The sequence below is a fragment of the Streptosporangium jomthongense genome (assembly GCF_042650425.1).
Taxonomy (GTDB): Bacteria; Actinomycetota; Actinomycetes; order Streptosporangiales; family Streptosporangiaceae; genus Streptosporangium.
In genome coordinates, this window is sequence record NZ_JBHSBC010000022.1 from 122,378 (window position 1) to 147,049 (window position 24,672).

The 24,672-nt window shown below is 71.4% G+C and carries 28 protein-coding genes; 14 read left to right on the plus strand and 14 right to left on the minus strand.

Annotation, left to right across the window (positions count from 1 at the left end; all coding sequences use genetic code 11):
• Positions 1-9: 9 nt before the first annotated feature.
• Positions 10-663, minus strand: a complete 654-nt coding sequence (locus tag ACFOYY_RS22990) for a response regulator transcription factor (RefSeq protein ID WP_352015986.1) — start codon at positions 661-663, stop codon at positions 10-12.
• The gene (locus ACFOYY_RS22995) at positions 653-2,719 is read right to left on the minus strand and encodes a sensor histidine kinase (protein WP_386191824.1); all 2,067 of its coding nucleotides are present in this window, start codon (positions 2,717-2,719) and stop codon (positions 653-655) included. Before ACFOYY_RS22995 ends, ACFOYY_RS22990 begins: the two co-directional genes overlap by 11 nt.
• Before the next feature lie 193 nt (positions 2,720-2,912).
• On the opposite strand from ACFOYY_RS22995, the gene ACFOYY_RS23000 reads away from it, so the two are divergent.
• Positions 2,913-3,527, plus strand: a complete 615-nt coding sequence (locus ACFOYY_RS23000) for a hypothetical protein (RefSeq protein ID WP_352015984.1) — start codon at positions 2,913-2,915, stop codon at positions 3,525-3,527.
• Here the strand turns inward: ACFOYY_RS23000 and ACFOYY_RS23005 are convergent.
• Positions 3,524-4,195, minus strand: a complete 672-nt coding sequence (locus ACFOYY_RS23005; protein WP_352015983.1) for a DUF2306 domain-containing protein — start codon at positions 4,193-4,195, stop codon at positions 3,524-3,526. The genes ACFOYY_RS23000 and ACFOYY_RS23005 overlap by 4 nt on opposite strands.
• 128 nt (positions 4,196-4,323) lie before the next feature.
• Positions 4,324-4,926 (minus strand): CGNR zinc finger domain-containing protein, encoded by a 603-nt coding sequence (locus ACFOYY_RS23010; protein WP_386191827.1) that lies wholly within the window; start codon positions 4,924-4,926, stop codon positions 4,324-4,326.
• A gap of 98 nt (positions 4,927-5,024) precedes the next feature.
• On the opposite strand from ACFOYY_RS23010, the gene ACFOYY_RS23015 reads away from it, so the two are divergent.
• Genes ACFOYY_RS23015 through ACFOYY_RS23030 form a run of 4 tightly spaced genes read left to right on the plus strand, consistent with a single transcriptional unit; the run spans position 5,025 to position 7,052 of the window.
• Complete coding sequence (locus tag ACFOYY_RS23015) at positions 5,025-5,477, plus strand: VOC family protein (RefSeq protein ID WP_362913740.1); 453 nt, start codon at positions 5,025-5,027, stop codon at positions 5,475-5,477.
• Positions 5,478-5,487: 10 nt separating this feature from the next.
• A complete protein-coding gene (locus tag ACFOYY_RS23020; protein WP_386191831.1) occupies positions 5,488-6,384 on the plus strand; it encodes a pyridoxamine 5'-phosphate oxidase family protein in 897 nt (298 codons plus the stop codon).
• A gap of 25 nt (positions 6,385-6,409) precedes the next feature.
• Complete coding sequence (locus ACFOYY_RS23025) at positions 6,410-6,592, plus strand: ferredoxin (RefSeq protein WP_352015979.1); 183 nt, start codon at positions 6,410-6,412, stop codon at positions 6,590-6,592.
• A gap of 13 nt (positions 6,593-6,605) precedes the next feature.
• Entirely contained in the window at positions 6,606-7,052 is a 447-nt protein-coding gene (locus ACFOYY_RS23030; RefSeq protein WP_362913736.1) for a nuclear transport factor 2 family protein, read from the plus strand.
• Here the strand turns inward: ACFOYY_RS23030 and ACFOYY_RS23035 are convergent.
• Entirely contained in the window at positions 7,041-8,231 is a 1,191-nt protein-coding gene (locus ACFOYY_RS23035; protein ID WP_386191836.1) for an MFS transporter, read from the minus strand. The genes ACFOYY_RS23030 and ACFOYY_RS23035 overlap by 12 nt on opposite strands.
• 83 nt (positions 8,232-8,314) lie before the next feature.
• Here ACFOYY_RS23035 and ACFOYY_RS23040 point away from each other — a divergent pair, with 83 nt between their 5' ends.
• Positions 8,315-8,767 carry a winged helix-turn-helix transcriptional regulator gene (locus tag ACFOYY_RS23040; RefSeq protein WP_362913732.1) on the plus strand — a complete coding sequence of 151 codons (453 nt, stop codon included), beginning with the start codon at positions 8,315-8,317 and terminating at the stop codon, positions 8,765-8,767.
• Positions 8,768-8,784: 17 nt separating this feature from the next.
• Here the strand turns inward: ACFOYY_RS23040 and ACFOYY_RS23045 are convergent, their stop codons facing one another.
• Entirely contained in the window at positions 8,785-11,658 is a 2,874-nt protein-coding gene (locus tag ACFOYY_RS23045) for an AfsR/SARP family transcriptional regulator (protein ID WP_386191839.1), read from the minus strand.
• Between the two features lie 420 nt (positions 11,659-12,078).
• Between ACFOYY_RS23045 and ACFOYY_RS23050 the strand changes: the two genes are divergently transcribed.
• Together ACFOYY_RS23050 and ACFOYY_RS23055 are read left to right on the plus strand one after the other, a co-directional pair.
• Positions 12,079-12,618, plus strand: a complete 540-nt coding sequence (locus tag ACFOYY_RS23050) for a GNAT family N-acetyltransferase (RefSeq protein WP_386191842.1) — start codon at positions 12,079-12,081, stop codon at positions 12,616-12,618.
• Between the two features lie 15 nt (positions 12,619-12,633).
• On the plus strand, positions 12,634-12,822 hold the full coding sequence (locus ACFOYY_RS23055) for a hypothetical protein (protein WP_386191845.1): 189 nt from the start codon (positions 12,634-12,636) through the stop codon (positions 12,820-12,822).
• Positions 12,823-12,973: 151 nt separating this feature from the next.
• Here the strand turns inward: ACFOYY_RS23055 and ACFOYY_RS23060 are convergent, their stop codons facing one another.
• On the minus strand, positions 12,974-13,246 hold the full coding sequence (locus tag ACFOYY_RS23060; protein WP_352015973.1) for a hypothetical protein: 273 nt from the start codon (positions 13,244-13,246) through the stop codon (positions 12,974-12,976).
• Positions 13,247-13,738: 492 nt separating this feature from the next.
• Positions 13,739-14,374: a hypothetical protein gene (locus ACFOYY_RS23065; protein ID WP_386191848.1), complete on the minus strand. Its 636-nt coding sequence runs from the start codon at positions 14,372-14,374 to the stop codon at positions 13,739-13,741.
• 126 nt (positions 14,375-14,500) lie between these two features.
• On the opposite strand from ACFOYY_RS23065, the gene ACFOYY_RS23070 reads away from it, so the two are divergent.
• Positions 14,501-15,604, plus strand: coding sequence for a hypothetical protein (locus ACFOYY_RS23070; protein ID WP_362913724.1), 1,104 nt, complete (start codon positions 14,501-14,503; stop codon positions 15,602-15,604).
• Here ACFOYY_RS23070 and ACFOYY_RS23075 read toward each other — a convergent pair.
• Together ACFOYY_RS23075 and ACFOYY_RS23080 are read right to left on the minus strand one after the other, a co-directional pair.
• Positions 15,532-16,206, minus strand: coding sequence for a response regulator (locus ACFOYY_RS23075; protein WP_386191851.1), 675 nt, complete (start codon positions 16,204-16,206; stop codon positions 15,532-15,534). The genes ACFOYY_RS23070 and ACFOYY_RS23075 overlap by 73 nt on opposite strands.
• Positions 16,203-17,255, minus strand: a complete 1,053-nt coding sequence (locus ACFOYY_RS23080) for a sensor histidine kinase (protein ID WP_386191854.1) — start codon at positions 17,253-17,255, stop codon at positions 16,203-16,205. The genes ACFOYY_RS23075 and ACFOYY_RS23080 overlap by 4 nt, the downstream gene beginning before the upstream one ends.
• An 87-nt stretch (positions 17,256-17,342) precedes the next feature.
• Between ACFOYY_RS23080 and ACFOYY_RS23085 the strand changes: the two genes are divergently transcribed.
• Positions 17,343-17,900 carry a hypothetical protein gene (locus tag ACFOYY_RS23085; RefSeq protein ID WP_386191857.1) on the plus strand — a complete coding sequence of 186 codons (558 nt, stop codon included), beginning with the start codon at positions 17,343-17,345 and terminating at the stop codon, positions 17,898-17,900.
• A gap of 21 nt (positions 17,901-17,921) precedes the next feature.
• Here the strand turns inward: ACFOYY_RS23085 and ACFOYY_RS23090 are convergent, their stop codons facing one another.
• Entirely contained in the window at positions 17,922-18,317 is a 396-nt protein-coding gene (locus tag ACFOYY_RS23090) for a DUF6069 family protein (protein WP_362778339.1), read from the minus strand.
• 131 nt (positions 18,318-18,448) lie between these two features.
• On the opposite strand from ACFOYY_RS23090, the gene ACFOYY_RS23095 reads away from it, so the two are divergent.
• Both ACFOYY_RS23095 and ACFOYY_RS23100 read left to right on the plus strand, forming a co-directional pair.
• Positions 18,449-19,597: a sensor histidine kinase gene (locus ACFOYY_RS23095; protein WP_362778342.1), complete on the plus strand. Its 1,149-nt coding sequence runs from the start codon at positions 18,449-18,451 to the stop codon at positions 19,595-19,597.
• Positions 19,585-20,238 carry a response regulator gene (locus ACFOYY_RS23100; protein WP_386191862.1) on the plus strand — a complete coding sequence of 218 codons (654 nt, stop codon included), beginning with the start codon at positions 19,585-19,587 and terminating at the stop codon, positions 20,236-20,238. Before ACFOYY_RS23095 ends, ACFOYY_RS23100 begins: the two co-directional genes overlap by 13 nt.
• Here the strand turns inward: ACFOYY_RS23100 and ACFOYY_RS23105 are convergent.
• The gene (locus ACFOYY_RS23105) at positions 20,231-21,388 is read right to left on the minus strand and encodes an NAD(P)/FAD-dependent oxidoreductase (protein WP_386191865.1); all 1,158 of its coding nucleotides are present in this window, start codon (positions 21,386-21,388) and stop codon (positions 20,231-20,233) included. The two genes, ACFOYY_RS23100 and ACFOYY_RS23105, sit on opposite strands and share 8 nt — an antisense overlap.
• Before the next feature lie 138 nt (positions 21,389-21,526).
• Between ACFOYY_RS23105 and sigJ the strand changes: the two genes are divergently transcribed.
• Positions 21,527-22,447, plus strand: a complete 921-nt coding sequence (gene sigJ, locus ACFOYY_RS23110; RefSeq protein WP_386191867.1) for an RNA polymerase sigma factor SigJ — start codon at positions 21,527-21,529, stop codon at positions 22,445-22,447.
• Here the strand turns inward: sigJ and ACFOYY_RS23115 are convergent.
• Complete coding sequence (locus ACFOYY_RS23115) at positions 22,432-22,668, minus strand: hypothetical protein (protein WP_386191870.1); 237 nt, start codon at positions 22,666-22,668, stop codon at positions 22,432-22,434. The genes sigJ and ACFOYY_RS23115 overlap by 16 nt on opposite strands.
• A gap of 69 nt (positions 22,669-22,737) precedes the next feature.
• A complete protein-coding gene (locus tag ACFOYY_RS23120) occupies positions 22,738-23,622 on the minus strand; it encodes an NmrA family NAD(P)-binding protein (protein WP_386191873.1) in 885 nt (294 codons plus the stop codon).
• Positions 23,623-23,724: 102 nt separating this feature from the next.
• On the opposite strand from ACFOYY_RS23120, the gene ACFOYY_RS23125 reads away from it, so the two are divergent.
• Entirely contained in the window at positions 23,725-24,630 is a 906-nt protein-coding gene (locus tag ACFOYY_RS23125) for a LysR family transcriptional regulator (RefSeq protein ID WP_352015960.1), read from the plus strand.
• The last annotated feature ends 42 nt before the right edge of the window (positions 24,631-24,672 follow it).

Below are 24,672 nucleotides of genomic sequence, written 5' to 3' on the forward strand. Positions count from 1 at the left end.
CCGGGAAGGTCAGTGGCCGAGGCCGGCGTCGCGGGCTCGGATGATCGCCTCGGCCCGGTCGGCGACGTGCAGCTTGGCGAAGATGTTCGAGACGTTGTTACGCACGGTCTTCTGCGACAGGAACAGCGTGGAGGCGATCTGCGCGTTCGACCTTCCCGCGGCGAGCAGCGACAGGACCTCCCGTTCGCGTGGCGTGAGCTGCGGGAACACGTGATCACCCGAAGCCGTCGGCCCGTTGGTGAGGAACTCCGCCACGCGGCGCGCGACCGCGGGACCGAAGATCGCCTCACCGTTGGCGACCGCGGTGATCGCGCGCCCGATCTCGGCCTGGTTGGCGCCCTTCAGCAGGTAGCCGCGCGCCCCGGCCCGCATCGCGGCGAACAGGGTGGCGTCCTCCTCCGACATCGTCAGCACGACCACCGCGATGTGCGGGCTGTGCGCGGAGATCCGCCGGGTCGCCTCGATCCCGTCCAGTCCCGGCATCCTGACGTCCATGACCACCACGTCCGGCTGTGTCTCCGTGGCCAGTTCGACCGCCTCCAGCCCGGTACCGGCCATGCCGACCACCTCGATGCCGGACATCGAGCTCAGCAGCGCCGCCAGGCCTTCGCGGTACACCGGGTGGTCGTCGGCGAGGAACACCCGGATCGGTTCATGGGACACCCTCCACCTCCACCACCTGTTCCAGAGGAAGTCTCGCACGGACCAGCGTTCCGCCGTCGGTCAGGCAGGCGATCTCGCAGTCGCCGCCGAGTTCGGCCGCCCGTTCCCGCAGTGAGGACATCCCCACACCGGCTGTGACGTCCGCCCCGATTCCCGCGCCGTCGTCGCGCACCAGGACGTCGAGGACCCCCTCGTGCACGCTCAGGGCGATGTCGCAGCGCGAGGCGCCCGCGTGCCGGACGACGTTCGTCAGCGCCTCCGACACGATCCGGTACGCCGCCACCTCCACCGCGGCGGGCAGCGCGCCGAGCGCCCCTCCGCCGGTGACGACGACCTCAAGGCCGCTCGGACGGAAACGGTCCACCTGCTGCCGGACCGCCTGGATCAGGCCCAGCTCGTCGAGTGCCGGTGGACGCAGGTCGTGCACTATGCGCCGGATGTCCGCCACGACCGTGGCGACCTCGGCGGCCGTCCGGTCGAGGATGCGCTCGGCCTCGCCGGGTGACGTGCGGGTCAGGTTCCTGGCGGTCTCGATCCGCAACGCCACCGCGCCGAGGTTCGGTCCCAGCCCGTCGTGCAGGTCGCGTCGCAGCCTGCGACGTTCCTCCTCACGGGCGACCACGAGCTGGGCGCGGATGCGCTGCAGGTCGGTGCTGAGTTCCGAGGCGCGTGCCGCCGCGGCCGCCTGCCGTACCAGGTCGCCCAGGAGCCGCTGGTCCCGTTCGGTCAGGTCGGTCCGGCACAGCACCAGCCGCCCGACCAGCTCGGAGCGGTACGCGACCGGCAGTGAGAGCGACGGCCCTCGCGGTGACCCGTACTCCACCACGGAGCGTTCTCCCCCCGGGCGTTCGATCTCCACTCGCACGTAGGACAGCCGGAACGCCTCGGCCAGGGTCCGTGCCACCGCGACCAGCTGCTCCCGCGGGTCGGTGGCCAGTTCGAGCCGCTTCGCCAGCGTCGAGACCGTCGCGTACGGGTCCTCCCGCGACCCGCGCACCAGCACGCGGACCACCCGCATCAGCCAGGTCCGCAGCGGCATGTAGACCGCCGCGACGATCACAAGGGCGGCGAGCGCGGCGTTGCGTTCGTCGATCACGGTGCCGACGACGGTGAACACGGCGATGTCGACCAGGATCACCAGCGCGGCGAGCATGCCGTACAGGGCCGTCGCCGAGAGCAACCGGTCGATGCCGTACAGCCGGTATTTGGTCACCGCGACCACCACGGCGGAGGAGGTGAGCGCGATCGCGAGACCGAGCGTGGCCCCGGAGAGCTCCGGCGGCAGCATGTACCCCAGCAGCAGCACGAACATGTCCACCAGCGCGGCCCACATCAGCCAGCGGATCTGGGCCCGCCGGTCGGGGTCGGCAGCGCGGTAGCGGCGCACCATGACCGCGAACGGCACCACCAGGCTCACCACGATCCCGGTGTAGGCGATCTTCAGGGCCGGATGCCAGAAGCCGTACGGCAGGTCGACGCCGAACGGGTCGGACGCGAGCCGTGCGATCTCGGGAGGCAGCGGCGTGGCGAGGTAGCGCGTCAGGACGGCCTGCGGCACCACCATCATCACCGTCGGCAGCAGCGCGGTCAGCGCGAGGCTGACGACGGACAGCCGGCGCCACAGCCTGTCCTTCGGCAGGCGCCCGTCGGGGAACACCAGGATCAGCAGCGGCAGCCCGAGCAGCAACGTCGCGCCGAACCGGGCGTAGAACCAGTGGGCGGCCGACGCGCCCGGCGTGCCCGGCGACACGTGGACCGCGTACGTGGTCCAGGCCGCGGCGAAGCCGTCCAGGACCCAGACGAGGCCGGAGACGGTCAGCACCCAGGCGACCGAGTGCCGGGGCAGCCGCCGGAGCAGGAGAACACCGGGGAGCACCTGCGCGAGGCCGGTCAGGGCCAACGTCCAGCCGGGGTCGATGCCGCTCGGTGCCCTCACCCCTCGGTTCAGGACGTCCAGAACCACCGCGCCGACGGCCGGCGCGACGGCGACGGCCGGTACGGCCACCAGGAGGGATCTGCGTGTCGCCGTCGGACCACGTGGGGTCACGTTCTTCACGAAATGCATTCTCACCAAGAGTGTCCCGATTGTCGCGAGACTGCCGTCCCGCCGGGATCGGGAACTTCGAGGGCCGGGATCGGGACGGTCTGCTCTGCTCAGCCGGGGCCGAGGGCGCCGATCGTGGAGGCCGGGCGGCGCACCGGCGGCCCTCGTGGAAAGGAGCCGACCGACGATGGATGCGCAGGGGCGTATGGATACGAGGGCCGCCGGCTCCCCGCCCGCCGGGCACCGTGACACGATCCGCAACCTCGGGCTCGGGCTGACGGTCTGCACGCTGCCCTGGGTGGTGAGCAACGTCCTGTTCGGCCCCCACGGTGACGGGCCGGGCTCGCGGATCAACGACCTGACCGCGCTGCTCTTCCAGATCGGCCTGTTCGCGCTGGTCACGGCGCAGCTGCGGACCCGGGCGACCGGGACCTCGCGCGCCTCCGTGATCCTGCTCAGGGTCGAGACGGTGCTGCTCGTCCCGGCCTGCCTGTGGTCGCTGCTGCACGGGATCCTGCCCGTCGAGGCGCGCGGCGCCACATGGCTGGCCGTACTCGACGTCTTCTGGCCGCTGTCGATGCTGGGCATGTTCACGATCGGGGTGAAACTCGCGTTCGCCGGACGGTGGCGGGGAGTGCTGCGGTGGTGGCCTCTGGTCGCGGAGAGCTGGGCGTTCGTGGCCATCCCGTCGCTGTGGCTGCTGGGCGAGCCCGTCGGACGATGGATCGGCGCCGGTCACCTGGTCGCCGGGTACGCCACGCTGGGACTGCTGCTCGCCCGGAGTCCGGAGCTGACCGTCACCCCGCGTGAGCGTGGCTAGGGCCTGCGGATGATCCACTCGGCCACGGCGAGGTTGATGACCCATCCGGCGCCCACGAGCAGGGCCCTGGGGATCTCGTCGAGGGGGCCGACGAGGAGCATCCAGGGGAGCTGGGTGAACGCCTGGGTGCCCGCGGCCACGCCGATCGCGTAGCCGCGGATCATCCAGGCGCGGTGGCGGCGGAGGTCCCTCCGCAGGACGGCGGCGAGGCCGAGCACCAGGGAGACCGTCATCGCCGTGCCGAACACGAGCCGGAACAGCGCCAGGAGGTCGCCGTCGCCCGGTGGGCGAGGGTAGAACACGGTCATCCACAGGCCGGAGAGCGCGGCGACGAGTCCGCACCCGACGAGGACCCGGCCTGCCGTACGGTGCCAGCCCGGCCTCCGGCGCCGGAACTCCCCCGCGAACTGGAAGGCGCCCACGATGCCGTAGACGGACGCCCCGATGATGTGCAGCACCACGGGGAGCGGCGTCGCGAGGAACCGCGCGTTGGCGGGGGTGACCGCCGCGCCTCCCGCCACCTCTCCCAGCCGGAGCGCACCGGCGACCACCGGGATCACGCTGAGCGCGATCAGGCCGGTCGGCCCCACCCATCCGGGGACCCTGGAGCCCCGCCGGGCCTTCTGGATCTTCTGGGGCCTCGCGCCCCTCACGCTGCTCTCGGTCATGAAGGGATCGTGACTTTTTCGCCTGTATCAACTCATCGCAAGAAAGGCCCGATTCGAGTCGGCCGATCGTCCGGGGATCGGGCGTACTTTCGGCTGAACCGGCGGCGTGGAGGGCCCTCACGTGCCGATCAGTCGTCGTCCCCCTTCCGGACCCTGGCGTAGTGCCGGGCCGCTCGCGCCCGGTTGCCGCAGCCGGGTGAGCACCACTCGCGCCGCGGGGTGTCGCGGACGAAGTGCAGCACACAGCCCGGACCGTGGCAGGCGCGAAGCTGACGGCGCGACGGCCCGGCGAACAGGTCGGCGGCCTCCTCGGCCAGCGCGGCGAACACGGCGGCGACGGGACGGCCCTCGAAGCGCACCACCGTGTGCGGCTCGGGAGCGGTGCGCAGCTCACGCCAGCGGGGGGTCCGGCCCGCGTGCCGGTTGAGGGTCGCGACCGCGTCCGGATCAAGGTCGCGGCCGTCCACGGTCGCGGCGGAGAGTGCCCCGATGGCGTCCCTCAGCTCCCTGGCCAGGCACAGGTCACGGTCGGTCACGCCGTGGATGTCGGCGTCGGTGAGGTCGACCGTGAGGCGCGGGCGCATGTCGCGCAGCCACGCGCCCAGGTGCTCGACGCTTCGCAGACCGTCCTTGGGACGGCCTCTCACGGCGTACGCGGTGTTGCCCAGCTCGACGGGCGGCGGTTCGCCGAGGAGCGGAGCGCCACCGCTCACGAGGTCTGCCACTTTCACCCTTCTAACGGTACATCCCGGTTGACAGCGTTAGAGACACCCGGCATATTCTAATGGCGTCAGAGGAATTGAACCGTTAGAAAAGTTGGAGGCATCCCATGAGCACACCGGCCCTGCGAACCGGGCACGTCGGCCTGAACGTGACTGACCTGACGCGCTCCGTCGCCTTCTACCGTCAGGTCTTCGGCTTCGAGGTCCTGGACGAGCGGAGTGACGGCGAGCGCAGATTCGCCTTCCTCGGCCGCGAGGGAACCCTGATGGTCACCTTGTGGCAGCAGAGCGGCGGCGTCTTCCCCGTCGACCGGCCCGGCCTGCACCACCTGTCGTTCCAGGTGCCCGACATCGAGGCCGTCCGTCGTGCCGAGGCCACCCTGCGCGAGCTCGGCGTGCGGCCGGTCCACGACGGGGTCGTCCCGCACGGCGAGGGGGCGTCCTCCGGCGGTGTGTTCTTCACCGATCCGGACGGCATCCGCCTGGAGATCTACGCGCCGAGCGGCGCCGACACCGCGCCGGCGCCTACCCAAGGTGCCCCGACCTGCGGTTTCTTCTAGGAGGATCGCCATGTTCCACCAAGGCGAACACGTGGTGCAGCGCCACGCCGGGGTGACCGCCGACGGCTGGGGATCCGCCGGTGTGGGGACGAGCATCCCGCCGGTGGCCGCGGAGTTCCTCGGTCTGCAGCGTCTGGTGGTGCTCTCGGCCCCCGACGAGACAGGCGCGGCATGGGTCACGATGCTCACCGGCCCGCCCGGATTCACCACCGCCGCCGACGACCGCACCGTCGCGGTCGACCGGTTGCCCGGGACCGGCGATCCCCTCGAAGGCCTCTTCGACGGCCTTCCCGGCACCGGGCGGCAGGTGGGGATGCTCGCGATCGAGCCCGCCACCCGGAGACGGATGCGCGTCAACGGCCGGGGCCGCCGGCACGGGGACCGGCTCCTGATACACACCGAGCAGGTGTACTCCAACTGCCCGAAATACCTACAAACCCGTACCTATGTCGAAGACTCGTTCCCGGCGCGCGGGACAGCGCTCGTCACCGAGGAGCTCACCGCCGGGCAGCGGCGGTGGATCGCCGCGGCCGACACGTTCTTCGTCGGCACGTACGCGGCGGGGCTGGGGGCCGACGCGTCGCATCGCGGCGGTAACCCCGGCTTCGTCACGGTGACCGGCGGCCGCCGGCTGACCTGGCCCGACTATGTCGGCAACTCGATGTACATGACGTTGGGCAACCTCGAACTCGAACCGCGCTGCGGGCTGCTGTTCCCCGACTGGGAGAACGGCAGGACCCTGCATCTGACGGGCCGGGCCCGGGTCGACTGGGACCCTGACCGTGCGACCGCCGTACCGGGTGCGCAACGGCTGGTCGATTTCGACGTCGAGCGAGCCGTCGAGATCACCGGTGGTCTCCCCCAGCGGTGGTCCTTCGGCGGACACTCCCGTTTCAACCCCGCCTGAGACCCCTTACCGCTGGAGGAGAACCATGCGCGTCCGTGTCGACATGACCCTGTGCCAGACCCACGCCCAGTGCGTGTTCGCCGCCCCGGAGGTGTTCACCCTCGACGACAACGACGAACTGGTGTACGACGCCGCGCCCGCCGACGCGTCGTGGCCCGCCGTTGAGCAGGCGGCCCGCGCCTGCCCCGTGCAGGCCATAATCCTCTGATCAGGGAGTACTCATGACCCGTCCACCCGTCCCGCCCTTCACCTCGGAGACCGCCCGCGCCAAGGTCCAGGCCGCGGAGGACGCCTGGAACACCCGCGACCCGCGGCGCGTGGCACTCGCCTACACACCCGGCTCGGTCTGGCGTAACCGCGACGAGTTCGTCACCGGCCGGGATGAGATCATCGCCTTCCTGACCCGCAAGTGGGCGAAGGAACTCGGCTACGCGCTCCGCAAGGAGCTCTGGGCGTTCACCGGCGACCGGATCGCCGTACGGTTCCAGTACGAATGGCACGACACCGACGGGCGGTGGTGGCGCAGCCACGGCAACGAGCTCTGGGAGTTCGACGCCGAAGGACTGATGCGACGACGCGAGGCGAGCGTCAACGACCTTCGGATCACCGCGGACCAGCGACGTATCCTCGGTCCGCGCCGGCCCGGCGAACAGGACCTATGGCGTTGACCGCGCTCGCGCCGGGGTGGTGAGACGCCGGGTCGAGAGGGCGGTGAGGAGTCCGAGCGCGGCGTAGCCGGCACCGAACAGGCTCGCGGCCGGCCATCCCGCGACGCTGTGGGCCCAGGTCGTGGTGACCGCGCCGAGCGCGGAGCCGAGGGAGTAGAAGACCATGTAGGCGCCGATGACACCGCTGCCGCGGTCGGGGTGGGCGGTGGTGAGCAGGTGCTGGCTGCTGACGTGCACGGCCTGTACGGCGAAGTCCAGGACGACGACGCCGACGACCAGCAGCCACAGCGACGTCCCCGCCTGGGCGATCAGCAGCCAGGAGGCGGTGAGCAGGGCCAGCGACCAGCCGGTGACCGAGGACGCCAGGCCCCGGTCGGCCCATCGGCCGGTCCTGGCCGCGCCCAGCGCCCCGGCGAGGCCCGCGAGCCCGAACAGGCCGATCTCGGTGGTGCCGAGACGCCACGGCGCGGCACCGAGCGGGAGCGCCAGCCCGCTCCACAGCGTGCCGAAGGAGGCGAACAGGAAGAACGCGACCAGTCCACGGCTGAGCAGGAGCCGGTCGCCGACGACCAGCCGCCCCAGTGACGCGAGCAGCGGGCCGTACCGGACCCGGGGGCGGCGGGTCTCGGCCCCGAGGGCGAGCCGGACGGCGAACGCGAGCGTCACACAGAGCCCCGCGATCACGAGGTAGGCCGTACGCCAGTCGGCCAGCTCGCCCAGCGTGCCCGAGAGCACGCGCACGCCGAGGATCCCGACGACCACGCCCGAGGTGACCGTCCCGATGTCGCGGCCACGTTCGCCGGCCGGTGAGACTGCTGCGACGTAGGCCACCGTGGTCTGGACGACCACGGCGAACAGCCCGGCCAGGGCCAGTCCCGCGATCGCGACGCCGCCGTTGGGCGCGGTCGCGGCCACCCCGGCGCCCACCGCCGTGAGCAGCAGGTGCGCGGTGATGAGGCCGCGGCGGTCGAACAGGTCACCGAGCGGGACCAGCAGCACCAGTCCCGCGAGGTAGCCGATCTGCCCGGCGGCGGCCAGCCGGCCCAACGCCCCTTCCCCGAGCCCGAGGTCCTCGCCCGCGGCCTCAAGGACGGGCTGGATGCCGTAGACGGCCGACACCGCCACCGCGCACACCAGCGCGAGCACGGTCCGCTGCCTTCCGGTCAGTCCTGACGACATGCCGACCCCCAAAGGTTTCAAAATGCAACCTATCCAGAGTGGGGCATAATGGTTTCAGATTGCAACTCATCGTGGAGGGGCCGGTGGACGTCACACCCGCTGCGGGAAACGCCTGGACAGACCCAGCCTGCCCGGTCGCACGGACCGTCGACCTGGTGGGCGACCGGTGGAGCCTGCTGATCGTCCGCGACGCGATGGACGGGGCGACGACCTTCACCGAGTTCCGCCGGCGGCTCGGGATCGCCCGCAACATCCTCACCGACCGGCTCCGCAGGCTCGTCGAGTACGGCATCCTCGACCGGAGCGCCGCAACCGACGGCAGACGGCACACCTACCGGCTCACCGAGGCCGGGCAGGACCTCTTCACGACCGTCGTCGCCCTCCGCCAGTGGGGTGAGCGCCACGCCTTCGCCCCGGACGAGCCGCGCTCCGTCCTCGTCGACGAACGTGGGCGGGAGCTCGCCCGTCTCCGTCCGCTCAGCCAGGACGGCACACCGCTCTCGGCGGGAACGTCACACGTCAGGAAGACCGGCTGAGCCCGGCGGTCACCGGCTCACCGGTGGCCGGGGAGCGTCGCCCGCGTTCCGCGGTCTCCCTGGGCGTCTCCGACCAGCTCGCGGGCCATCGCGGTCACGTCGTCCCTGCTCAGAGCCTGACCGGCGGTGAGGGCCCGGCGGAAGTCGTCCTCAGGAAGCGCCGAGCGTACGGCGGCGACGTTACGCCGGCCGTCCACCGGGTCCATGATCTCGGGGGAGTAACCGACCCGGCCGCCGATGGCCTGCACCGCGCCGAGCAGCATGGCGCCCTCCTTCGCCCTCCCCGCCATGCCGAGCGCGCCGCCCAGCACGTGCACGACGGCCAGCCAGCTGGTGACGTCGAGGCTCCGATCGAGCTGGACGACGGCGTGCGCGGCCTGCCGGATCGCCCGCTCCGCTTCGCCCAGGTCCATGGACACCTTCGCGGCGATCCACCACGCCGAGATGGACGCCCAGTCGTGCCCGCACAGATCGCTGATGTCCGCGGCCTGGATGAGCTGTGTGGCGGCGAGCGGGAAGTTCCCCGTCGCCCTGGTGATCTGACCGCGGATCATCATCATCTCCGCCTCGACCCATGGCAGACCGACGGCCGGGACAAGCCGGGCCGCCTCCTGGATCAGCTCCTGCGCCAGCGCCGAGTCGCCGGTGAGCTGCTGGAAGTAGGCTCGGTACGGCAGGCTGCGGGCGAGGATCTCGATCTCACCGGACCGCTCCGCCGCCTCCGAGGCGTGGACGGCGTCGTTGTTGCCGCCCACGGCGTCGCCCACGAGGTAGCGCAGCATCGCCCGGCCAAGCAGTGCCTGCCCACGCCCCTGGTGATCGGGACCGGCGGCGTCGAGCGTCCTGGTCAGCCAGCTGATTCCCTCGTGCGCGTACCCGGTGCGATACCAGTACCACGACAGGGCGCAGGCGAGCCGCAGGGCGCGGTCGACGTCACCCGTGACCATGGCGTGGCCCAGCGCCGCCCGCATGTTGGCCTGTTCGTGCTGGAGTCGGCGCATCCAGGTGTCGGCGTCGAGCGACCTCAGCCGCCGGCTCGCCGTCTCGGCCAGCTCCGTCGCCCAGGCGAGATGCCGGTCCGCCCAACGACCCGCCTCGTCGCCGGTCAGCAGGCGCCCCGCGTACTGCCTGATCGTCTCCAGGATCCGGTAGCGCCGGGGAGTGCCCTCGGTCTCGGACCTGACCAGCGACTTGGAGATCAGGGCACTCAGGTTCGGCAGTATCCGGGACCGGTCGGTCAGCCACTGGGCCGCCTCCAGGTCGAATCCCCCCTCGAAGAGGGCGAGGCGGCCCAGGAGCTCCCGCTCGTCCTCGGTGAGAAGGCGGACGCTCCACTCGATCACCGCTTCCAGGTCGCGGTGCCGTGCCGGGGCCGTACGGGATGTCGTGGCGAGCAGGCCGAACCGGTCTGCGAGGCCGTCGGTGATCTGTTCCAGCGACAGGACGCGCGTCTGCGCGGCGGCCAGTTCGATCGCCAGTGGCAGTCCGTCGAGGTCGCGGCAGATCTCCGCCATGAGCTCCCGCTCCGAATGGCGGGGCTGCCAGCCCGGTCGCAGGGCCGTGGCCCGTTCGACGAACAGTTCGACGCCGGGGCCTTCGGGGTCCAGCGGCGGGATCTCCCAGGTGACCTCTCCCGTGATCGCCAGCGCCTCCCGGCTCGTGGCCAGCAGCCGCAGGTGCGGGCAGCGCGACAGCACCATCTCGGCCAGGGCGGCCACGCCCTCCACCAGGTGCTCGCAGTTGTCGAGGACGAGCAGGACCTCCCGGTCACCGATGATCGTGATCAGTTCCTCGGCGCCCCTGACGAACGGCGCCCCCATCGCGGCGCCGACGAGGCTGGGCAGGAGTGCCAGGTCGGTCAGGTCGGCCAGGAGCACCGCCCACGGCCCCTCGCCCGAGCCGTACCGCCTGGCCGCCTCGAACGCGGTGCGTGTCTTGCCCGCCCCGCCGGGCCCGGTGATCGTCACCAGTCGATGAACTCCGAGCAGGTCCCCGACGGCCGCCACGTCGTCGTCTCGGCCGATCAGCCTGGTCAGCGGTGTGGGGACCCGGATGCCCGGCGTCGAGTCCGGCAGCGGCCGTGTCACGACGGAACGCGAGTCCGACGGTGAAACGTTCTCGTCCAGCGCCGAATCCTGGTTCAGGATCGCGGACTCCATGGCACGCAGCGCGGGGCCGGGATCGACTCCCAGTTCCTCCAGCAGATGGTCACGGGCGGTACGCAGCGCGCCCAGCGCGTCACTCTGCCGTCCGGTCCGGTAGAGGGCGAGCGCGAGCAGTTCCCAGGCGCGTTCGGCCAGGGAGTCCTCGCGGACCAGCGCCTCAAGCTCGACGACGGCCGAGGTCGCCGCTCCGGCGGCGATCAGAGCGAAGGCGTGGTTCTGGCGGGCCTCAAGCCGGGCGCTCTCCAGTCGGGCGATCTCGGCCGCCACCACCTCGCTGTCCCGCAGGTCGAGGTAGGCGGGGCCCCGCCAGAGGGAGAGCGCGGCCGACAGGTCCTCCACCGCGGCCGCGGGATCGCTGTCCAGCGCCCGGGCGCCGCGTTCGGCGAGTGAGACGAACCATTCGGCGTCCACCGACTCCGGACGTGCGCGGAGCACGTACCCGGGGCCCTGCCGGTCCACGATCCCGTGTACCGCCCTGGGAGGCCGGTCCGGCTCGATCGCCCGGCGGAGGTTGGTCACGTAGGAGTGCATGGTGGCGACGGCGGTTTTGGGGACGTCCTTGTTCCACAGGGCGTCGATGACGCGGTCGACGGAGACGACCTTGCCCTGGGCGACGAGCAGTGTGGCGAGCAGGGTCTTCAGCCGGGGGGCGAGATCCAGTTCGACGCCTTTCCGCGTCACGGTCAGCGGACCGAGAACGGAGAACCGGATATCGGAGCTCGTCACGTCTACACCGACCGTTCCCATGCGCCGTTCCTAAATTACGCAGAATATTGGCATTTATACCTTGCTTCCCTGCCGTACGCACGGGTGGCCCACGTCCCCGGCGAAGGTCGGCGCATGAGTCTTCCCAGTTGGACGGCGTGGTGGGGGGAAACGAGGGCGACCGCCGCGTGCCCTTCCACGTCCACGGCCCAGGACCGAAAAGAAGGCGCCCGCCGGGGCGTCCCACATCCGCGGAACCGACCTGCCCGGGGGCGACCTCCTGGACCGGCTCTCCTCCTGGGCACGCGGGACGGCGAGCCGGGACGGACGGTGCCGCCGGGTCCGGGGCGCCCGTCGACGTCCGTCGACACAGCGCCGGAAAAATCACTACAAAGTATGCTGTCCGCACGTGGAGGACCACGACCAAGGCAGGTGCCTCGCATGGGCAACACACGGCTTGTCTCAGTGGAGGACGCACCCTCGCTGGTGGAACGACTGAGAGAGAACCGCGACTTCCTGGCCCCGTGGGAACCCACCCGCGACGACGACTTCTTCACCGTCGCCACACAGCGCGACCTCCTCGAAACGGCGCTCAGGGCGTACTCCGACGGCACGATGCTCCCGCTCGCGATCCTCGACGACGCCGGAACACTCGTCGGCAGGCTCACCGTCAGCGGCATCACCCGGGGCGCCTTCCAGTCGGGCAGCGTCGGTTACTGGGTCAGCAGGACCCACAACGGCCGGGGAATCGCCACCAGGGCCGTGGCCGAGACCAAGGAGATCGCCTTCACAGAACTGGGGCTGCACCGCCTCCAGGCTGAGACGCTCATCCACAACACGGCATCCCAGCGTGTCCTGAAGCGCAACGGATTCGTCCCCTACGGAATCGCTCCGCAGTACCTCAAAATCGCCGGAGAATGGCAGGAACACGTTCTCTACCAGGTCCTGAACCAGGCGCCTGAGAAAGCCGGAGGCCGGTGAGGTCGCGTGCGACCGATGGATCCGGCCGAGTCCGGCGTGGACGACCGCACCGACCCCGAACCCGGCTGCGCCCTCGGCAAGGGTCTCTCCTTCACGGAGACGCACGAGAACGAGCAGGGCTTGGCGGCCGGGGTCGATGCGGCGCCAGAGAGAACCGGTCGCCGGGCGGTGGCGACCGGTCAGGCCGGACGACGTCTGATGTGACGACGAAAGCCCGACACGATATGAAAACGGCCGAAAGCAGCCGGCACATAGATTGATCTTGATCGACGACTGACGATCAGACGCGACTCACCACGCCGCGTCCACGCCCTGCGGCTTCAGGCCGAAAAGGCCCAGCCGGAAAGGCTCGGGGTCAATAGGGGAGATGAACGTCAAGGTAGTAGGTGCCGATCCCGCCGTAACACCCGTCCACCCAGTAGTTCACCAACTGGTATCCCCGCTTGTCCTCGTTGCACTGGTCCCAGCTGTTGTACCAGTAACGCTCCCAGTGGCCCTCTTCACTGACATTCGCCGTCGGTGCCGAACCGCTGTTCGCCTGGGCGGCCTGGGCGGCCGTTCCCCACAGGGTGACCGCAGTGGCCGCGACCACACCGATCGTGGAGATCTTTCGTGCGACGCGAATCATGTCGCCACCTTCCTCTGACAGCCGTACGGGGGGAGGAGCCGCACCGCACCGTGAAATGCGAGGTGGATCCTCCCTGGCGGATGCGATGGACCAAAGACTTTCACGGAACCCACACCGGGCCGTGAGCGGGCGAACTGCCAACATCAGCAGGTTTCCTGCCACGAAAATCGAGAGCACCACGGTGGACAGGAAACGCTTTCACGCTTACTGGAGTGCGGCCGAGAACCAGGGCGCGGACATTGTCCAGGAGCTCACGAAGGCCCACCTTCCTGGCGGCTACTCGGTTGAGGTTCCCGCATCCCGGCGGTGACTCCACCCGGCTGAGACCACGGCGGCCCTCACTTTCCCTCCTCGGGGACCAGGTCGAAGCGGCCGTCGACGAGTACCGTGATCGCGGCTTCCATGTGGGCGCGGGTGACCTGGTCGATCACGATGAGGTTGGGCTCCCTGAAGGCGGCGTGGAGCGGCGCGGAACCTGCGAAGGCCGGGGGCTCATCTGACGCGGCCTCGGCGCCGGGGCAGAGGAGGGAATTCGCCTATCGGGGCCACCGTGTGTCCTTCATCGGCCGTGCAGCGCCATACGGCGGTCTCGTTCTCCGCTTCGGTGTACAGGCCCCGGTCGTGCACCGGGCAGACGGGCCACGCCCTCCAGATCACCTCCATGATCGCCTCCTGGGCGGCGTCGGCCACGTTCAGGACTCCCCCGGCTCCGGGCGGGATGCCGTTGCCCTGGAAGGCGCCGTCGAACTCCACCCACGCCATGCCCATGGAGTCCCAGTCGGGGATGACCATGCGGAGCGTCCCGGTGACCCCCGTGGCGCGGAGGTCGCGTTCCACGACCTTCAGGTCCTCCTCCAACTCCGCGAACAGGGCCGGTTCCAGCGCGTAGGTCGGCACGAAGTTGACCTCGTCGAGAAGGGCCCCGCCCAGCCGGAGCACGTCGGCGGCCGTCAGTTCGGCGGTGCGGCGTTCGAGGAGTTCCCGGGTCGCGGGGGTGGACACGGTCCAGTCCTCGACCAGGCAGGCCAGCTCGACGAGAAGACCGGCTTCGAGGCCGCCGTCACGCAACGCCGTGTAGACGCGGGCACCCAGCTCTCTGAAGGTCTGACGCAACTCGTCGGGATCCATGCAGCAGTGTCCCCCGCCCCGGTGATCGCGGCAACGGATATACGCCCTCCCCCACATGGGGGAGGCTCCGCCGTCCGCCGACGACCAGGCTCGGGGCCGGTGGGTTCCGGATCGGGAGGATGAGCAATGCGCCGGTTGTCGGCATCGGTGGTTTCCCTGGTCACGCTGGCGGTAGCGGCCCTGTGGTGGTTCGTCCCCGGCGGTTATCCGTACGGCGCGGCCAGCAGGGTCACGGTTGGCTTCAACCACTGGATCGAACGCGACGTGGGCGTTGGCCTGCTGGTGGCCTCCGGGGTGCTGGGGGTGCTGCTGACGCTGGGCATCCGGTCCCGGCCGAAACTTGTCGGTGTGGGCGCCGCGGCGCAGAGTGTCTTCTTCCTCCTGGTCATGTCAGACGCGTCCGTACTGTCGTCCATCGGCTATCTCCTGGTCCCGGTCGTCTTCCTGGCCGTGGGAGCGCTGGTGGTCGTGGGGTGCGTACGGCGGCGACCCGTCGCGTACGTGACGGCGGTCCTGCTCCTGACCGGGCTGGTGCTGGGGCTGACCACGACCGACGTGATCTCGCGCTACCTGACCAACCTCGCCGTCGGGTTCGGCGTGTACGGCGGGCGGATCGCCTGGTCGTGGGTGATGGCGGCCATCACGGTCGGGTGGGCGTGGCTGGCGTACGGATCGTTCACCCATGAGCGCGGGACGGCGAACCCGAGGTGGGGGAAGACCGTCACGATCCTGACCGCCTGCTGCGGCGTGCCGTACGCGCTGGCACGGTTGTCCTGGGTGACGCCGTGGCCGTTGGGCGGTTACGACCCGAGGACCGGCCACATCGAGTTCCTCGTCTCGGCGAACATCGACGCGGCCACCCGGCTTCAGGGGTTCACGATCGGCATGGGTTCGGTCCTGTCCGTCGTTCTGACGCTGGGCCTGATCAGCCGCTGGGGCGAGGTCTTCCCCCGGTGGGTGCCCCGGGTCGGTGGGCGGCCCGTCCCGGTGGTGCTGGCCGTCGGTCCCGGCCTGTTCGCGACCGTCGTCCTGTGCGTCTCGGCCCCGGGGGTGCTGGCCGGGGCCGTGCAGAGCGGCTCGGCACTGGACGGTGTCCTGTTCGTCCTGTTGTTCCCGTGCCCCGTCTGGGGACCGCTGATGGGCGCCGCGCTGCTGGCCTACTCACGGCGGCGTAGCGCGCCGCCACGGGAGTCGGCGAGGGTACCCGCGAAGATCAGGCCGAGTTCGTAGGCGAGAACGGCCGCCTGGGTGCGGTCCCGGGCGCCGAGCTTGTCCAGGACGTTGCCGACGTGCGTCTTGACCGTCTCCCTCGTCACGCGCAACGCCGCCGCGATCTCCATGTTGTTCTCCCCGAGCGAGATGTGCCGCAGAACGTCCAGCTCACGGGGGGTCAACTCGACCGGAACGCGGCTCCTGGCCGTACTGACGTGGGGGGAGGCGATGCGGCGCAGCGCGTCGGGGAAGAGGACGGCGTCGCGCGAGTGCACCAGCCGTACGGCCTCGACCAGTTCGTGGACGGGGGCGCGTTTGAGCACGTAGCCCGCGGCACCGGCACGCAGCGCACCCCAGACGAGCTGGTCGTTCTCGAACGTGGTGACCACGACGACGCGGGTCGCCGGGGAGCGGTGAACGAGTTCCTGGGTCGCGGCCAGGCCGTCCATGCGGGGCATCCGGACGTCCATCAGCACGACGTCCGCGCCGACGCCCGCCTCGACGGCCTCCCGGCCGTCGGCGGCCTCGGCCACCACCTCGATGTCGTCGTGGAGGGAGAGGATGGTCGCCCATCCCGAACGGATCAGCTTCTCGTCGTCGGCCAGGACGACCCGGATCACAGCGGCAGCCTCGCCTGGACGCGCCACGTCTCGCCCTCCTCCTCCCAGGTGCACGTCCCACCGGCGAGGCGGGCCCGCATGCGCATACCGGTCAGGCCGCGTCCCTGTTCACCGGCGGTGCCCGTGGTCGTGTTCCTCACGGTCAGGACCAGGTCGGCACCGACGGTGACGTCAACGGTGACCGGGCCGTCGCCGTGGCGCAGGGCGTTGGTGAGCGCCTCCCTGAGGATGGCGTAGGCCGTACGCGAGACCGGGGCAGGCACCCTGCCGAGGTCGGCGACGTTCGTCCGCACGTCAAGACCCCGGGTGAGCGTGCCGAGTTCCTCCAGCGTGGGGCCCTCGGCGGTTGTGCCGTCGTCGAGCACGGTCAGCAACACGTCGAGGTCCTGCTGGGCGTGTCGGGCGATGTCCGTCAGATGGCCGAGCGACCGCGCGACGAGTGCGGGCTCGGTCCGCCCCAGCGCCACCTCGGCGGCCATGGCCTGCACCAGGACGACGCTGAGAGCGTGGCCGACGGAGTCGTGCAACTCCAGGGCGAGGGTCTGGCGGCGGCCGAGTTCGTCGATCACCTGTGACGGCTCGGCGCGCAGCAGACGACGCGCCGCCCAACGCTGGCCGAACCCCGCGGCGACCATCGCGGCCAGTACGGCGACGGCCAGCTCGAGCGCCTCGGGCAGGTCACCGGACGCCCGCCGTGACCCGAACGACGGCAGCAGGGCGGGAGACAGCGCCAGCGCGCCGGCGCTGAGCGTGGCGCCGCCGTACAGGTGCAGGCTGGTCAGGACGACCAGGTAGACGCGGTCGGCCCGCCTGGGCACGGTGACGTCGAGCAGTTCCGACAGGGCGGTCACCTCAAGGCGCCGCATCAGCGGTGTCATGGCGAGCAGCACCGCGGCGGGCAGGCACGCGGCCCACAGCACCACCAGACGTCCCGGTGTCGGTTCGGCCAGGATCAGCAGGCCGAGCACCACGGCGACCGGGGTGAGCAGCGCGGCGCCGAGCAGTTGGTAGATCCCGGCCCGCAGGGCCGTGACGATGGGGCGCCTCACGGGGACCGACGTTAGCCGACCGCTCTCCGGGCCACCTCCCCCACCTGGGGGAGGTCGTCCGGCCTGGCCGTTCATAGCGTGAGCGGCATGACGAGAACCGACGCGCCGCCGGCCGGTGGCCCGACGCGCGCCATGTGGAGAGCGGCCCACACCCCGGTGGCCGGGGTTCCCCGCTGGGCGCGGATCACCGCCTACGCCGTGCCGTTCACGGTGCTGCCGTCCGGCCTCTGGCGGCTGCCCATCGTGTTCGACGGCGGGGTCGGCGTCGGCGAACGAGCGTACGTCGTCCTGCTGTCGATCGTGTCGGAACTGGTGGCGTTCACGGCGGTCGGACTGGTCGCCGCCTGGGGTGAACGGTTCCCGCGCTGGGTCCCGGGGCTGCGTGGCCGGGGAATACCGAGACTGTTCGTCATCGTCCCGGCGGCCCTCGGCGCCGTGGTCCTGACGACCGTGTGGACGATCACCTTCGTCACCCACTTCGCCGGAGCCACCCTGCGCGGCGAGCCGATCCCCTCGGCCTTCCCCACCGAGGCGGGCGGCTGGGAGGCCGCGGCCTTCTACGTCTGCTACCTGCCGTTGCTGCTGTGGGGACCCCTGCTCGGCGTCACCGCGTACGCCTACCACCGGCGCCGCAGGAACCGGTGAGAGCACGACCGGGCCACCGGTTCATCCCCGTTCCTCCCCGGGAGCCCGGCCCAGGCCCACGACGATGACGGCGCCGACGACCAGGTGCATCAGGAGCAGCACGAGCATGGTCCCGCCGCCGGCGGAGCTGCCCAGCGGGCCGAGGAACGACAGCAGCCACACGGTCACCGCGACGATCGTCCAGGTACGGCGCGGCCGGGAGACCCGGCGCCGGAGGAGGGCCAGGAGCGCCCAGCCGGCGAGCCCGGCCACCAGACCGGCCACGACCACCGGCACCGGGCCCAGAGTCTGTGTTTCCTCGCCCATCCGTACGGTCACCCTCGTCCCGCTCACGGGAACCGCCAGGATCCAGACGGCCAGGGCGGCGACGGGGGCGACGAGCACGGTGCTGAGGTGTCTTCCACCGGAGATGTTCATGCCGAGGAGGATGGCCCGGCCGGGTGGTCCGCCACATCCGGCGCGTGGCCGCCTCCGGCCCTCCCCCGGCAGGGCCGGGGTCCTCCTTTGGTAGGTGACGGCGTCGCCGTACCCGTGGTTAGCCTGAGTCGATGAGCGAGATGTTGTCCCCGTGGTCGGCGGCGGTCGCCGGTGTGGTCCTCGGGATCGGAGCGCTCACCGGCGCGACGCTGTGGGGGTTGAGCGGCGGGGCCCTGATGTGGCTGGACGTCGCGGTCGCGGTGGCGAGCCTGGTCGCGGCGCTCGCCCAGCTGTGGTGGCCGGTTCCCGGGGCGCTCGCCGCCACGTTCCTGGCCGCGGTCTCCCCCACGGGGACGCCCGCGGCGACGATGGGCGCGCTGCAGGTGGCCCAGCGCGGGCGTTTTCCCCTCGCCGCCGGGGTGGCGGTCGCGGGTGCCGCGGCCCATCTGGTCCAGGGCCTGTGGCGGCCCAGTTCCGGCATCTCCCTGGGCTGGTGGCTGCTGCTGATCTGTTCCTCGTACGGCGCGCTCCTCGGCTGGGGGACGCTGGCCCGCTCCCACCGCGCCCTGCTCGCCTCGTTGCGTGAACGCGCCCACCGCGCCGAGGCCGAACAGGGCAGGAAGGTCGCCGAGGCGCGGACGGCCGAGCGCCGCAAGCTCGCCAGGGAGATGCACGACGTGCTGGCCCACCGCCTCTCGCTGGTGGCCACCCACGCCGGGGCGTTGGAGTATCGTCCCGACTCCTCCCCCGAGCGGCTCTCCCGGGCCGCCGGGGTGGTCCGCTCCGGGGTGCACCAGGCGCTTGAGGAGTTGCGCCAGGTCATCGGCCTGCTGCGTGAGGAGGACGACTCCTCGGACGACCTCCCGGGCGGGCTCTCGGACAGGCGGGAGCCCTGGCCCACGCTGGCCGACCTGCCGAGGCTGGCCGACGAGGCGCGGCAGGCGGGCCAGAGCGTGTACCTCAGCGACGAGACCGCCGGCGACGTGCCGCCCGCCGTCGGGAGGACCGGCTACCGCGTCGTCCAGGAGGGGCTGACCAACGCCCGCAAGCACGCCCCCGGCCGGCCGGTCGAGGTGTCGCTGGACGGTTCCCCGGGAACCCGCCTGACGATAACCGTCACCAACCCGCTGCCCTCCCCGGACGCGCCCCCGGCCCCGCCCGGTGGCGGCGTCGGCCTGGTCGGGCTCACCGAGCGGGTACGGCTGGCGGGAGGGCGGCTCGACCACCACGAGAGCGACGGGCGGTTCCTGCTCCGGGCGTGGTTACCATGGCCGGCGTGATTCGTGTGCTTCTGGTCGACGACGACGCCCTGGTCCGCGCCGGATTGTCCATGATGCTGGACGGCGCCGCGGGCATAACCGTCGTCGGTGAGGCGGCCGACGGCATGCAGGCGATCACCGAGACCGACGCCCACGCCCCCGACGTCGTCCTGATGGACCTGCGGATGCCCCGGGTGGACGGCATCACCGCCACCCGCCGGTTACGCGCCAGGACGCGCCCGCCGGAGGTGATCGTGCTGACGACCTTCGACACCGACGAGAACATCCTGCACGCGCTGCGCGCGGGCGCCGGCGGGTTCCTGCTCAAGGACACCCCGCCCGCGCTGATCGTCGAGGCGATCACCCGGGTCGCGGCGGGTGATCCGATCCTGTCGCCGGGCGTCACCCGGCGGCTGGTGGAGCGCACGCTCACCCATGCCGACTCCTACGAACGGGCCCGTGCCACGTTGGCCACCTTGACCCCGCGCGAGCACGAGGTGGCCCTCGCGATCGCGCGGGGCCGGTCGAACTCCGACATCGCCGCCGAACTCGCCATGGGCGTCACGACGGTGAAGAGCCACGTCTCCAGCATCCTCACCAAGCTCGGTCTGGACAACCGCACCCAGATCGCGCTTCTCGCCCACGACGCGGGTCTCATCTGAGGGCGGCGTCGCTCCGTGGGCCGCCCTTGAACCAGGTCGCGGAACCCGGCCTGCGGGCCTCGCGGCGGATCCTCGACATCGCGAACCTGCAGGTGAACTCCTTGTACATCGCCGCCACCCGGCCGTCGAAGTAGAGGTTCGTCGCGGTGTCGTCCTTGCGGGCGAACTGCCGGACACCCGCGTGGCGGCCGAGACTGACGCACGACCCGACGAAGGCCAGGTCGATCAACGCCGGGGCGGCCCCCTCGACGCGGCTCAGCACCGTGTCGGCGGCCCGCGCCCCGAGCGGCCCGGCGGCCTGGCAGCTCATCCGCAGCGGCTGTCCCGATGGGGCCGCGGCGTCCCCGGCGGCGACGACACGCTCGTCGTCGAGGCTGGTCAGAGTCTCGTCGGTGAGCAACCGGCCGAGCGCGTCGGTGCGCAGCCCGCTCGCGGCGGCCAGACCCGGCACGCCGAAACCGGCCGCCCAGATGGTCAGCGCGCTCGCGCGCACCCCGCCGTCGTCGAAGACGACCGCGTCCCGCCGTACCTCGCGCACCGTGGCCCCCTCGATCACCGCCACGCCGTGCCGCGTCAGCCATCTTGCCGTTGACCTGCGGCCCGGCTCGCTCAGTGAGGGCGCCAGCGTCCTGCCGCACACCAGCGTGACCTTCCGTCCCTGTTCGGCGAGTTCGGCGGCCGTCTCGACGCCGGTCAGGCCGCCACCGACCACGGTGACCGGGGCGTCCGGGGCCAGCTCCTCCAGACCGGCGCGCAGCCGTCGTGCGGACTCCAGTTCGGCGACGTCGAAGGCGTACTCGGCCGCGCCGGGCACCGAGGCCGGGATCGCCCCGGTGCTGCCGACCGCGTAGACGACGTGGTCGTAGTCCAGTGCCTCGCCCGAGGCCAGCCGTACCGTGCGGGTGGCCGTTTCGATGCGGGTGGCGCTGTCGACGACCAGCCGGACGCCCTCGCCGAGCAGTGTGTCGTAGCCCGCCGTGGCCTCGCCGGTACCGGCCACGAGCTGGTGCAGCCGGATCCGCTCGACGAACTCCGGGCGGGGGTTGACCAGCGTGATGTCGATGCCGGGGTGCGCACGCAGACGGTTGGCCGCGAGCGTGCCCGCGTAGCCGCCTCCGATGACGACGACCCGGTGGGAAGGTGTGGACATGGGGAGGTTTCCCTTCTCGATTCCTGACCTGCCCCGTCCGACAGCGTGGAGGCCCGATGTGTGAGGACCTCACAGTTCGCCACGCTGTCCTGTCGGACGGATGAGGGCGGAGACGAACGAAGGGGGTGCGGAGGCACCATGGCCATTCCGTCGGAACCGGCTGATCCCGGTCTGAGCGTGATCATGGGTGAACGGCGTCAGCTGATCAATCTGGCGTACCGGATGCTGGGTTCCCTGGCCGACGCGGAGGACGTCGTCCAGGAGACCTACGCCCGCTGGTACGCCATGTCCCGGCCGGAGCAGGACGCCATCGTGTCGCCGGGGGCCTGGCTGACCAGGGTCGCCAGCCGGATCTGTCTCAACGTGCTCTCCTCGGCGCGGGTCCGGCGGGAGACCTACGTGGGTGAGTGGGTTCCCGAGCCGCTGCCCGAACCCACGGAGTGGACCAGCGTCGATCCGGCGGACCGGGTCACCCTGGACGAGTCGGTCAACATGGCCTTCCTCGTCGTGCTTGAGTCGATGACCCCGGCCGAACGGGTGGCGTTCATCCTGCACGACGTCTTCCGCTACGCCTTCGCCGAAGTGGCCGAGATCGTCGGCCGTACCCCGGCGGCCTGCCGCCAGCTCGCCTCGTCGGCCCGCCGTCGCATCCGCGACGCGCACACCCCCGCGGCCCCGGCCTCCCGGCAGGCCCGGATCGTCAAGGACTTCAAGCACGCCCTGGAGGCCGGGGACGTCACCGCCCTCATCGGTCTTCTCGACCCCGGCGCCACGGTGACCAGCGACGGCGGCGGCGTGGTCAAGGCCGCGCTTCACCCGGTCGAGGGCGCCGAGCGGATCGTGCGCTCCCTGCTCCGCCTCCGGGACAGGTTCCAGGGCCAGACGCTCCTCGAACGCACGGTCAACGGCCAGCCGGGCCTGGTCGCCCAGGAGGACGGCGTCACCATGACGGTCTTCGCGTTCGAGATCACGGACCACCGGATCACCCACATCTGGGCGGTCCGCAACCCCGACAAGCTCCGGCCGTGGGGCGTGGACATCGCTCAGGGGGAAAGGTGATCCCGGCGTTCGTGTTCTCGGGGAGCAGGAAGTATCCGATGGGGGTCGAAGCGGGCGACGCTCGCCCCCTCGGGTGCGTTGTCGCCGCACCAGGCCAGGACGATGAGGGGATGCCCCTGGGGGTCGACACTGATTCCGGCCATCCCGACCACGCGGGGCGTGCAGCCCGTAACGCTCATGACCCCGATGACCAGCAGGACGATTCCACATAAGCGCCGCATGATCGCACCGTAGGTCTCCCTGGTTGGAGATCGGCGCCCTCCTCATGAACCGCCTCCCGGCCGTAGTGCTCAGGCGAGGACGGCGGGGCTGAGCACCTCCTGGCACCACTGACGGAAGCCGGTGGGGGAACCGCCCCCCGAGGCGCGGGACACTCCGTTGTCGAGACCGGCCTCCTTGGCCCGCATCATGTCGAGCATGCTCCGGGCCACGGCCTCGGTCATCCCGAAGCCGACCAGCCTGGCTCTGAAGTCCTCGTCCGGGACCCGCTGGAAGCGGACCGGGCGGCCCAGCACCTCGGACATGATCCGCGCCATGTCGTCGTGGGAGAGGTCCTCCGGGCCGAGCACCGGGACCTCCTCGACGCCGGTCCAGGTGTCGTCGCGCAGTAGTTCCGCGGCGACCGCGGCTATGTCGCCGGTCGAGCAGGTCGGAGCCCTGAGGTCCCCGGAGACCGGCGCGGTGAACACGCCCCGGTCTCTGATCGCTTCGGCCTGGCGCAACAGGTTGTCCATGAACGAGGGCAGCGCCAGGGCCCGGTAGGCGACGCCCGTGCTCGCGATCAGGTCGTCCAGGGCGAGCGTCGCGGTCACGTGACCGGCCTTGCCGGCCATCGCCGTACCCCGGCCGAGGGCGGAGACGCCGACCACCCGCGCGACCCCCTGGGCCGTGAACGCCTCGCAGGCCGGGCGGCTGAAGTCGAGGTAGGCGGCCTCGACGCTCTCGGCCCGGGGGTTGGGCGGTACCAGCCAGAAGACGGCGTCGGCTCCTGCGAAGGCCTTGGTGACCACGTCGAGGTCGCGGTGCGAGCCCTCGACGACCTCCACGCGCTCGCGTGCCCCGGCGGGCAGGCGGGCGGCGTCACGGACGATCACGCGGACGTGCTCACCTTCGGCCAGCAGGCGGCCGAGAACCTGTCGGCCGATCTGACCGGTGGGCGCGGTGACAACGATCATGGAAGCTCCATGGAAGGGTTGGTTGAGGGAACGCCGCCCAGTCAACCGGGGGCCGCACCGAAGCTGAAGGACCGATCTTGTGGCGATTGATACCTTACGGGTATGAATGACCTTGAAGTCCGTCAGCTCCGGTATTTCGTGGCCGTCGCGGAGGAACTGCACTTCGGGCGCGCGGCGGAGCGGCTCGGTATGGCGCAACCGCCGTTGTCCAGGATGATCCGGAACCTGGAGCGGCAGCTGGGTGTGTCGCTGCTGACGCGCTCCACCCGCCAGGTCGCGCTGACCTCGGCGGGCGAGGTCCTGCTCCGCGACGCCAGGACCGCGCTCGACGCGGTCACCGCCGCCGGACGACGAGCCAGGAACGCCGGTCGGCCCGAGCCCGAGCTGCGGCTGGCGTTGAAGGCCGACTACGACGGCGGGCTGCTGCCGCTGATCCTCACCCGCTACCGGGAGGAGGCCGCGGCCCTGCCGGTGCGGCTCGTGCTGGGCGGGCGGGGAGGGCAGGCGCCCGCGCTGCGCGACGGCCGCGCGGACGTCGCGCTGCTGCCCGCCCCCTTCGACGACCACGGTCTCGACGTGGAACCGCTGCTGACCGAACCCCGGCTGGTCGCCCTGGCCGCGGCCGATCCGCTGGCCGCCCGCCCCCGCCTGCGGCTGGCCGACCTGTCCGACCGGGTCCTGCCCGACGGGACCCCTGCCGACCGGGAGGGCCTCCCGCCCGTTCCCGGCGACGACGACCGGCGTCCGCGCGGGGCGGTGGCCGGGCCCAGGTCGAGGACCCTGGACCTGGCCCAGATCTTCAATCTGATCGAGGTGGGAAGCATCGTCTGGTTCCCACCCGCCTCGGTCGTCCGGCGCCATCCGCGCCCCGGCGTCGTCTACCGGCCCGTCGAGGACCTCCCGCCGCTCACCCTCGTCCTGGCCTGGCCGAGGGAGTCGCGGTCACCGGCCGTCGCCGCCTTCGTCCGTACGGCCACAGCCGTCGCGGCCGGTCCCGCAGGACCGTGACGCCCCGGCCAGGGTCCCTCCCGGCCCCGTGGGACCGGGAGG

Bases quoted from the DNA above. Each gene is read 5' to 3' on its own strand.
- ACFOYY_RS23000 (WP_352015984.1), top strand. From the start codon at position 2,913: ATGGATACGAGGGCCGCCGGCTCCCCGCCCGCCGGGCACCGTGACACG.
- ACFOYY_RS23005 (WP_352015983.1), bottom strand. From the start codon at position 4,195: ATGACCGAGAGCAGCGTGAGGGGCGCGAGGCCCCAGAAGATCCAGAAG.
- ACFOYY_RS23015 (WP_362913740.1), top strand. From the start codon at position 5,025: ATGAGCACACCGGCCCTGCGAACCGGGCACGTCGGCCTGAACGTGACT.
- ACFOYY_RS23020 (WP_386191831.1), top strand. From the start codon at position 5,488: ATGTTCCACCAAGGCGAACACGTGGTGCAGCGCCACGCCGGGGTGACC.
- ACFOYY_RS23025 (WP_352015979.1), top strand. From the start codon at position 6,410: ATGCGCGTCCGTGTCGACATGACCCTGTGCCAGACCCACGCCCAGTGC.
- ACFOYY_RS23030 (WP_362913736.1), top strand. From the start codon at position 6,606: ATGACCCGTCCACCCGTCCCGCCCTTCACCTCGGAGACCGCCCGCGCC.
- ACFOYY_RS23035 (WP_386191836.1), bottom strand. From the start codon at position 8,231: ATGTCGTCAGGACTGACCGGAAGGCAGCGGACCGTGCTCGCGCTGGTG.
- ACFOYY_RS23050 (WP_386191842.1), top strand. From the start codon at position 12,079: ATGGGCAACACACGGCTTGTCTCAGTGGAGGACGCACCCTCGCTGGTG.
- ACFOYY_RS23055 (WP_386191845.1), top strand. From the start codon at position 12,634: ATGGATCCGGCCGAGTCCGGCGTGGACGACCGCACCGACCCCGAACCC.
- ACFOYY_RS23060 (WP_352015973.1), bottom strand. From the start codon at position 13,246: ATGATTCGCGTCGCACGAAAGATCTCCACGATCGGTGTGGTCGCGGCC.
- ACFOYY_RS23065 (WP_386191848.1), bottom strand. From the start codon at position 14,374: ATGGATCCCGACGAGTTGCGTCAGACCTTCAGAGAGCTGGGTGCCCGC.
- ACFOYY_RS23070 (WP_362913724.1), top strand. From the start codon at position 14,501: ATGCGCCGGTTGTCGGCATCGGTGGTTTCCCTGGTCACGCTGGCGGTA.
- ACFOYY_RS23085 (WP_386191857.1), top strand. From the start codon at position 17,343: ATGACGAGAACCGACGCGCCGCCGGCCGGTGGCCCGACGCGCGCCATG.
- ACFOYY_RS23090 (WP_362778339.1), bottom strand. From the start codon at position 18,317: ATGAACATCTCCGGTGGAAGACACCTCAGCACCGTGCTCGTCGCCCCC.
- ACFOYY_RS23095 (WP_362778342.1), top strand. From the start codon at position 18,449: ATGAGCGAGATGTTGTCCCCGTGGTCGGCGGCGGTCGCCGGTGTGGTC.
- ACFOYY_RS23100 (WP_386191862.1), top strand. From the start codon at position 19,585: ATGGCCGGCGTGATTCGTGTGCTTCTGGTCGACGACGACGCCCTGGTC.
- ACFOYY_RS23105 (WP_386191865.1), bottom strand. From the start codon at position 21,388: ATGTCCACACCTTCCCACCGGGTCGTCGTCATCGGAGGCGGCTACGCG.
- sigJ (WP_386191867.1), top strand. From the start codon at position 21,527: ATGGCCATTCCGTCGGAACCGGCTGATCCCGGTCTGAGCGTGATCATG.
- ACFOYY_RS23115 (WP_386191870.1), bottom strand. From the start codon at position 22,668: ATGCGGCGCTTATGTGGAATCGTCCTGCTGGTCATCGGGGTCATGAGC.
- ACFOYY_RS23120 (WP_386191873.1), bottom strand. From the start codon at position 23,622: ATGATCGTTGTCACCGCGCCCACCGGTCAGATCGGCCGACAGGTTCTC.
- ACFOYY_RS23125 (WP_352015960.1), top strand. From the start codon at position 23,725: ATGAATGACCTTGAAGTCCGTCAGCTCCGGTATTTCGTGGCCGTCGCG.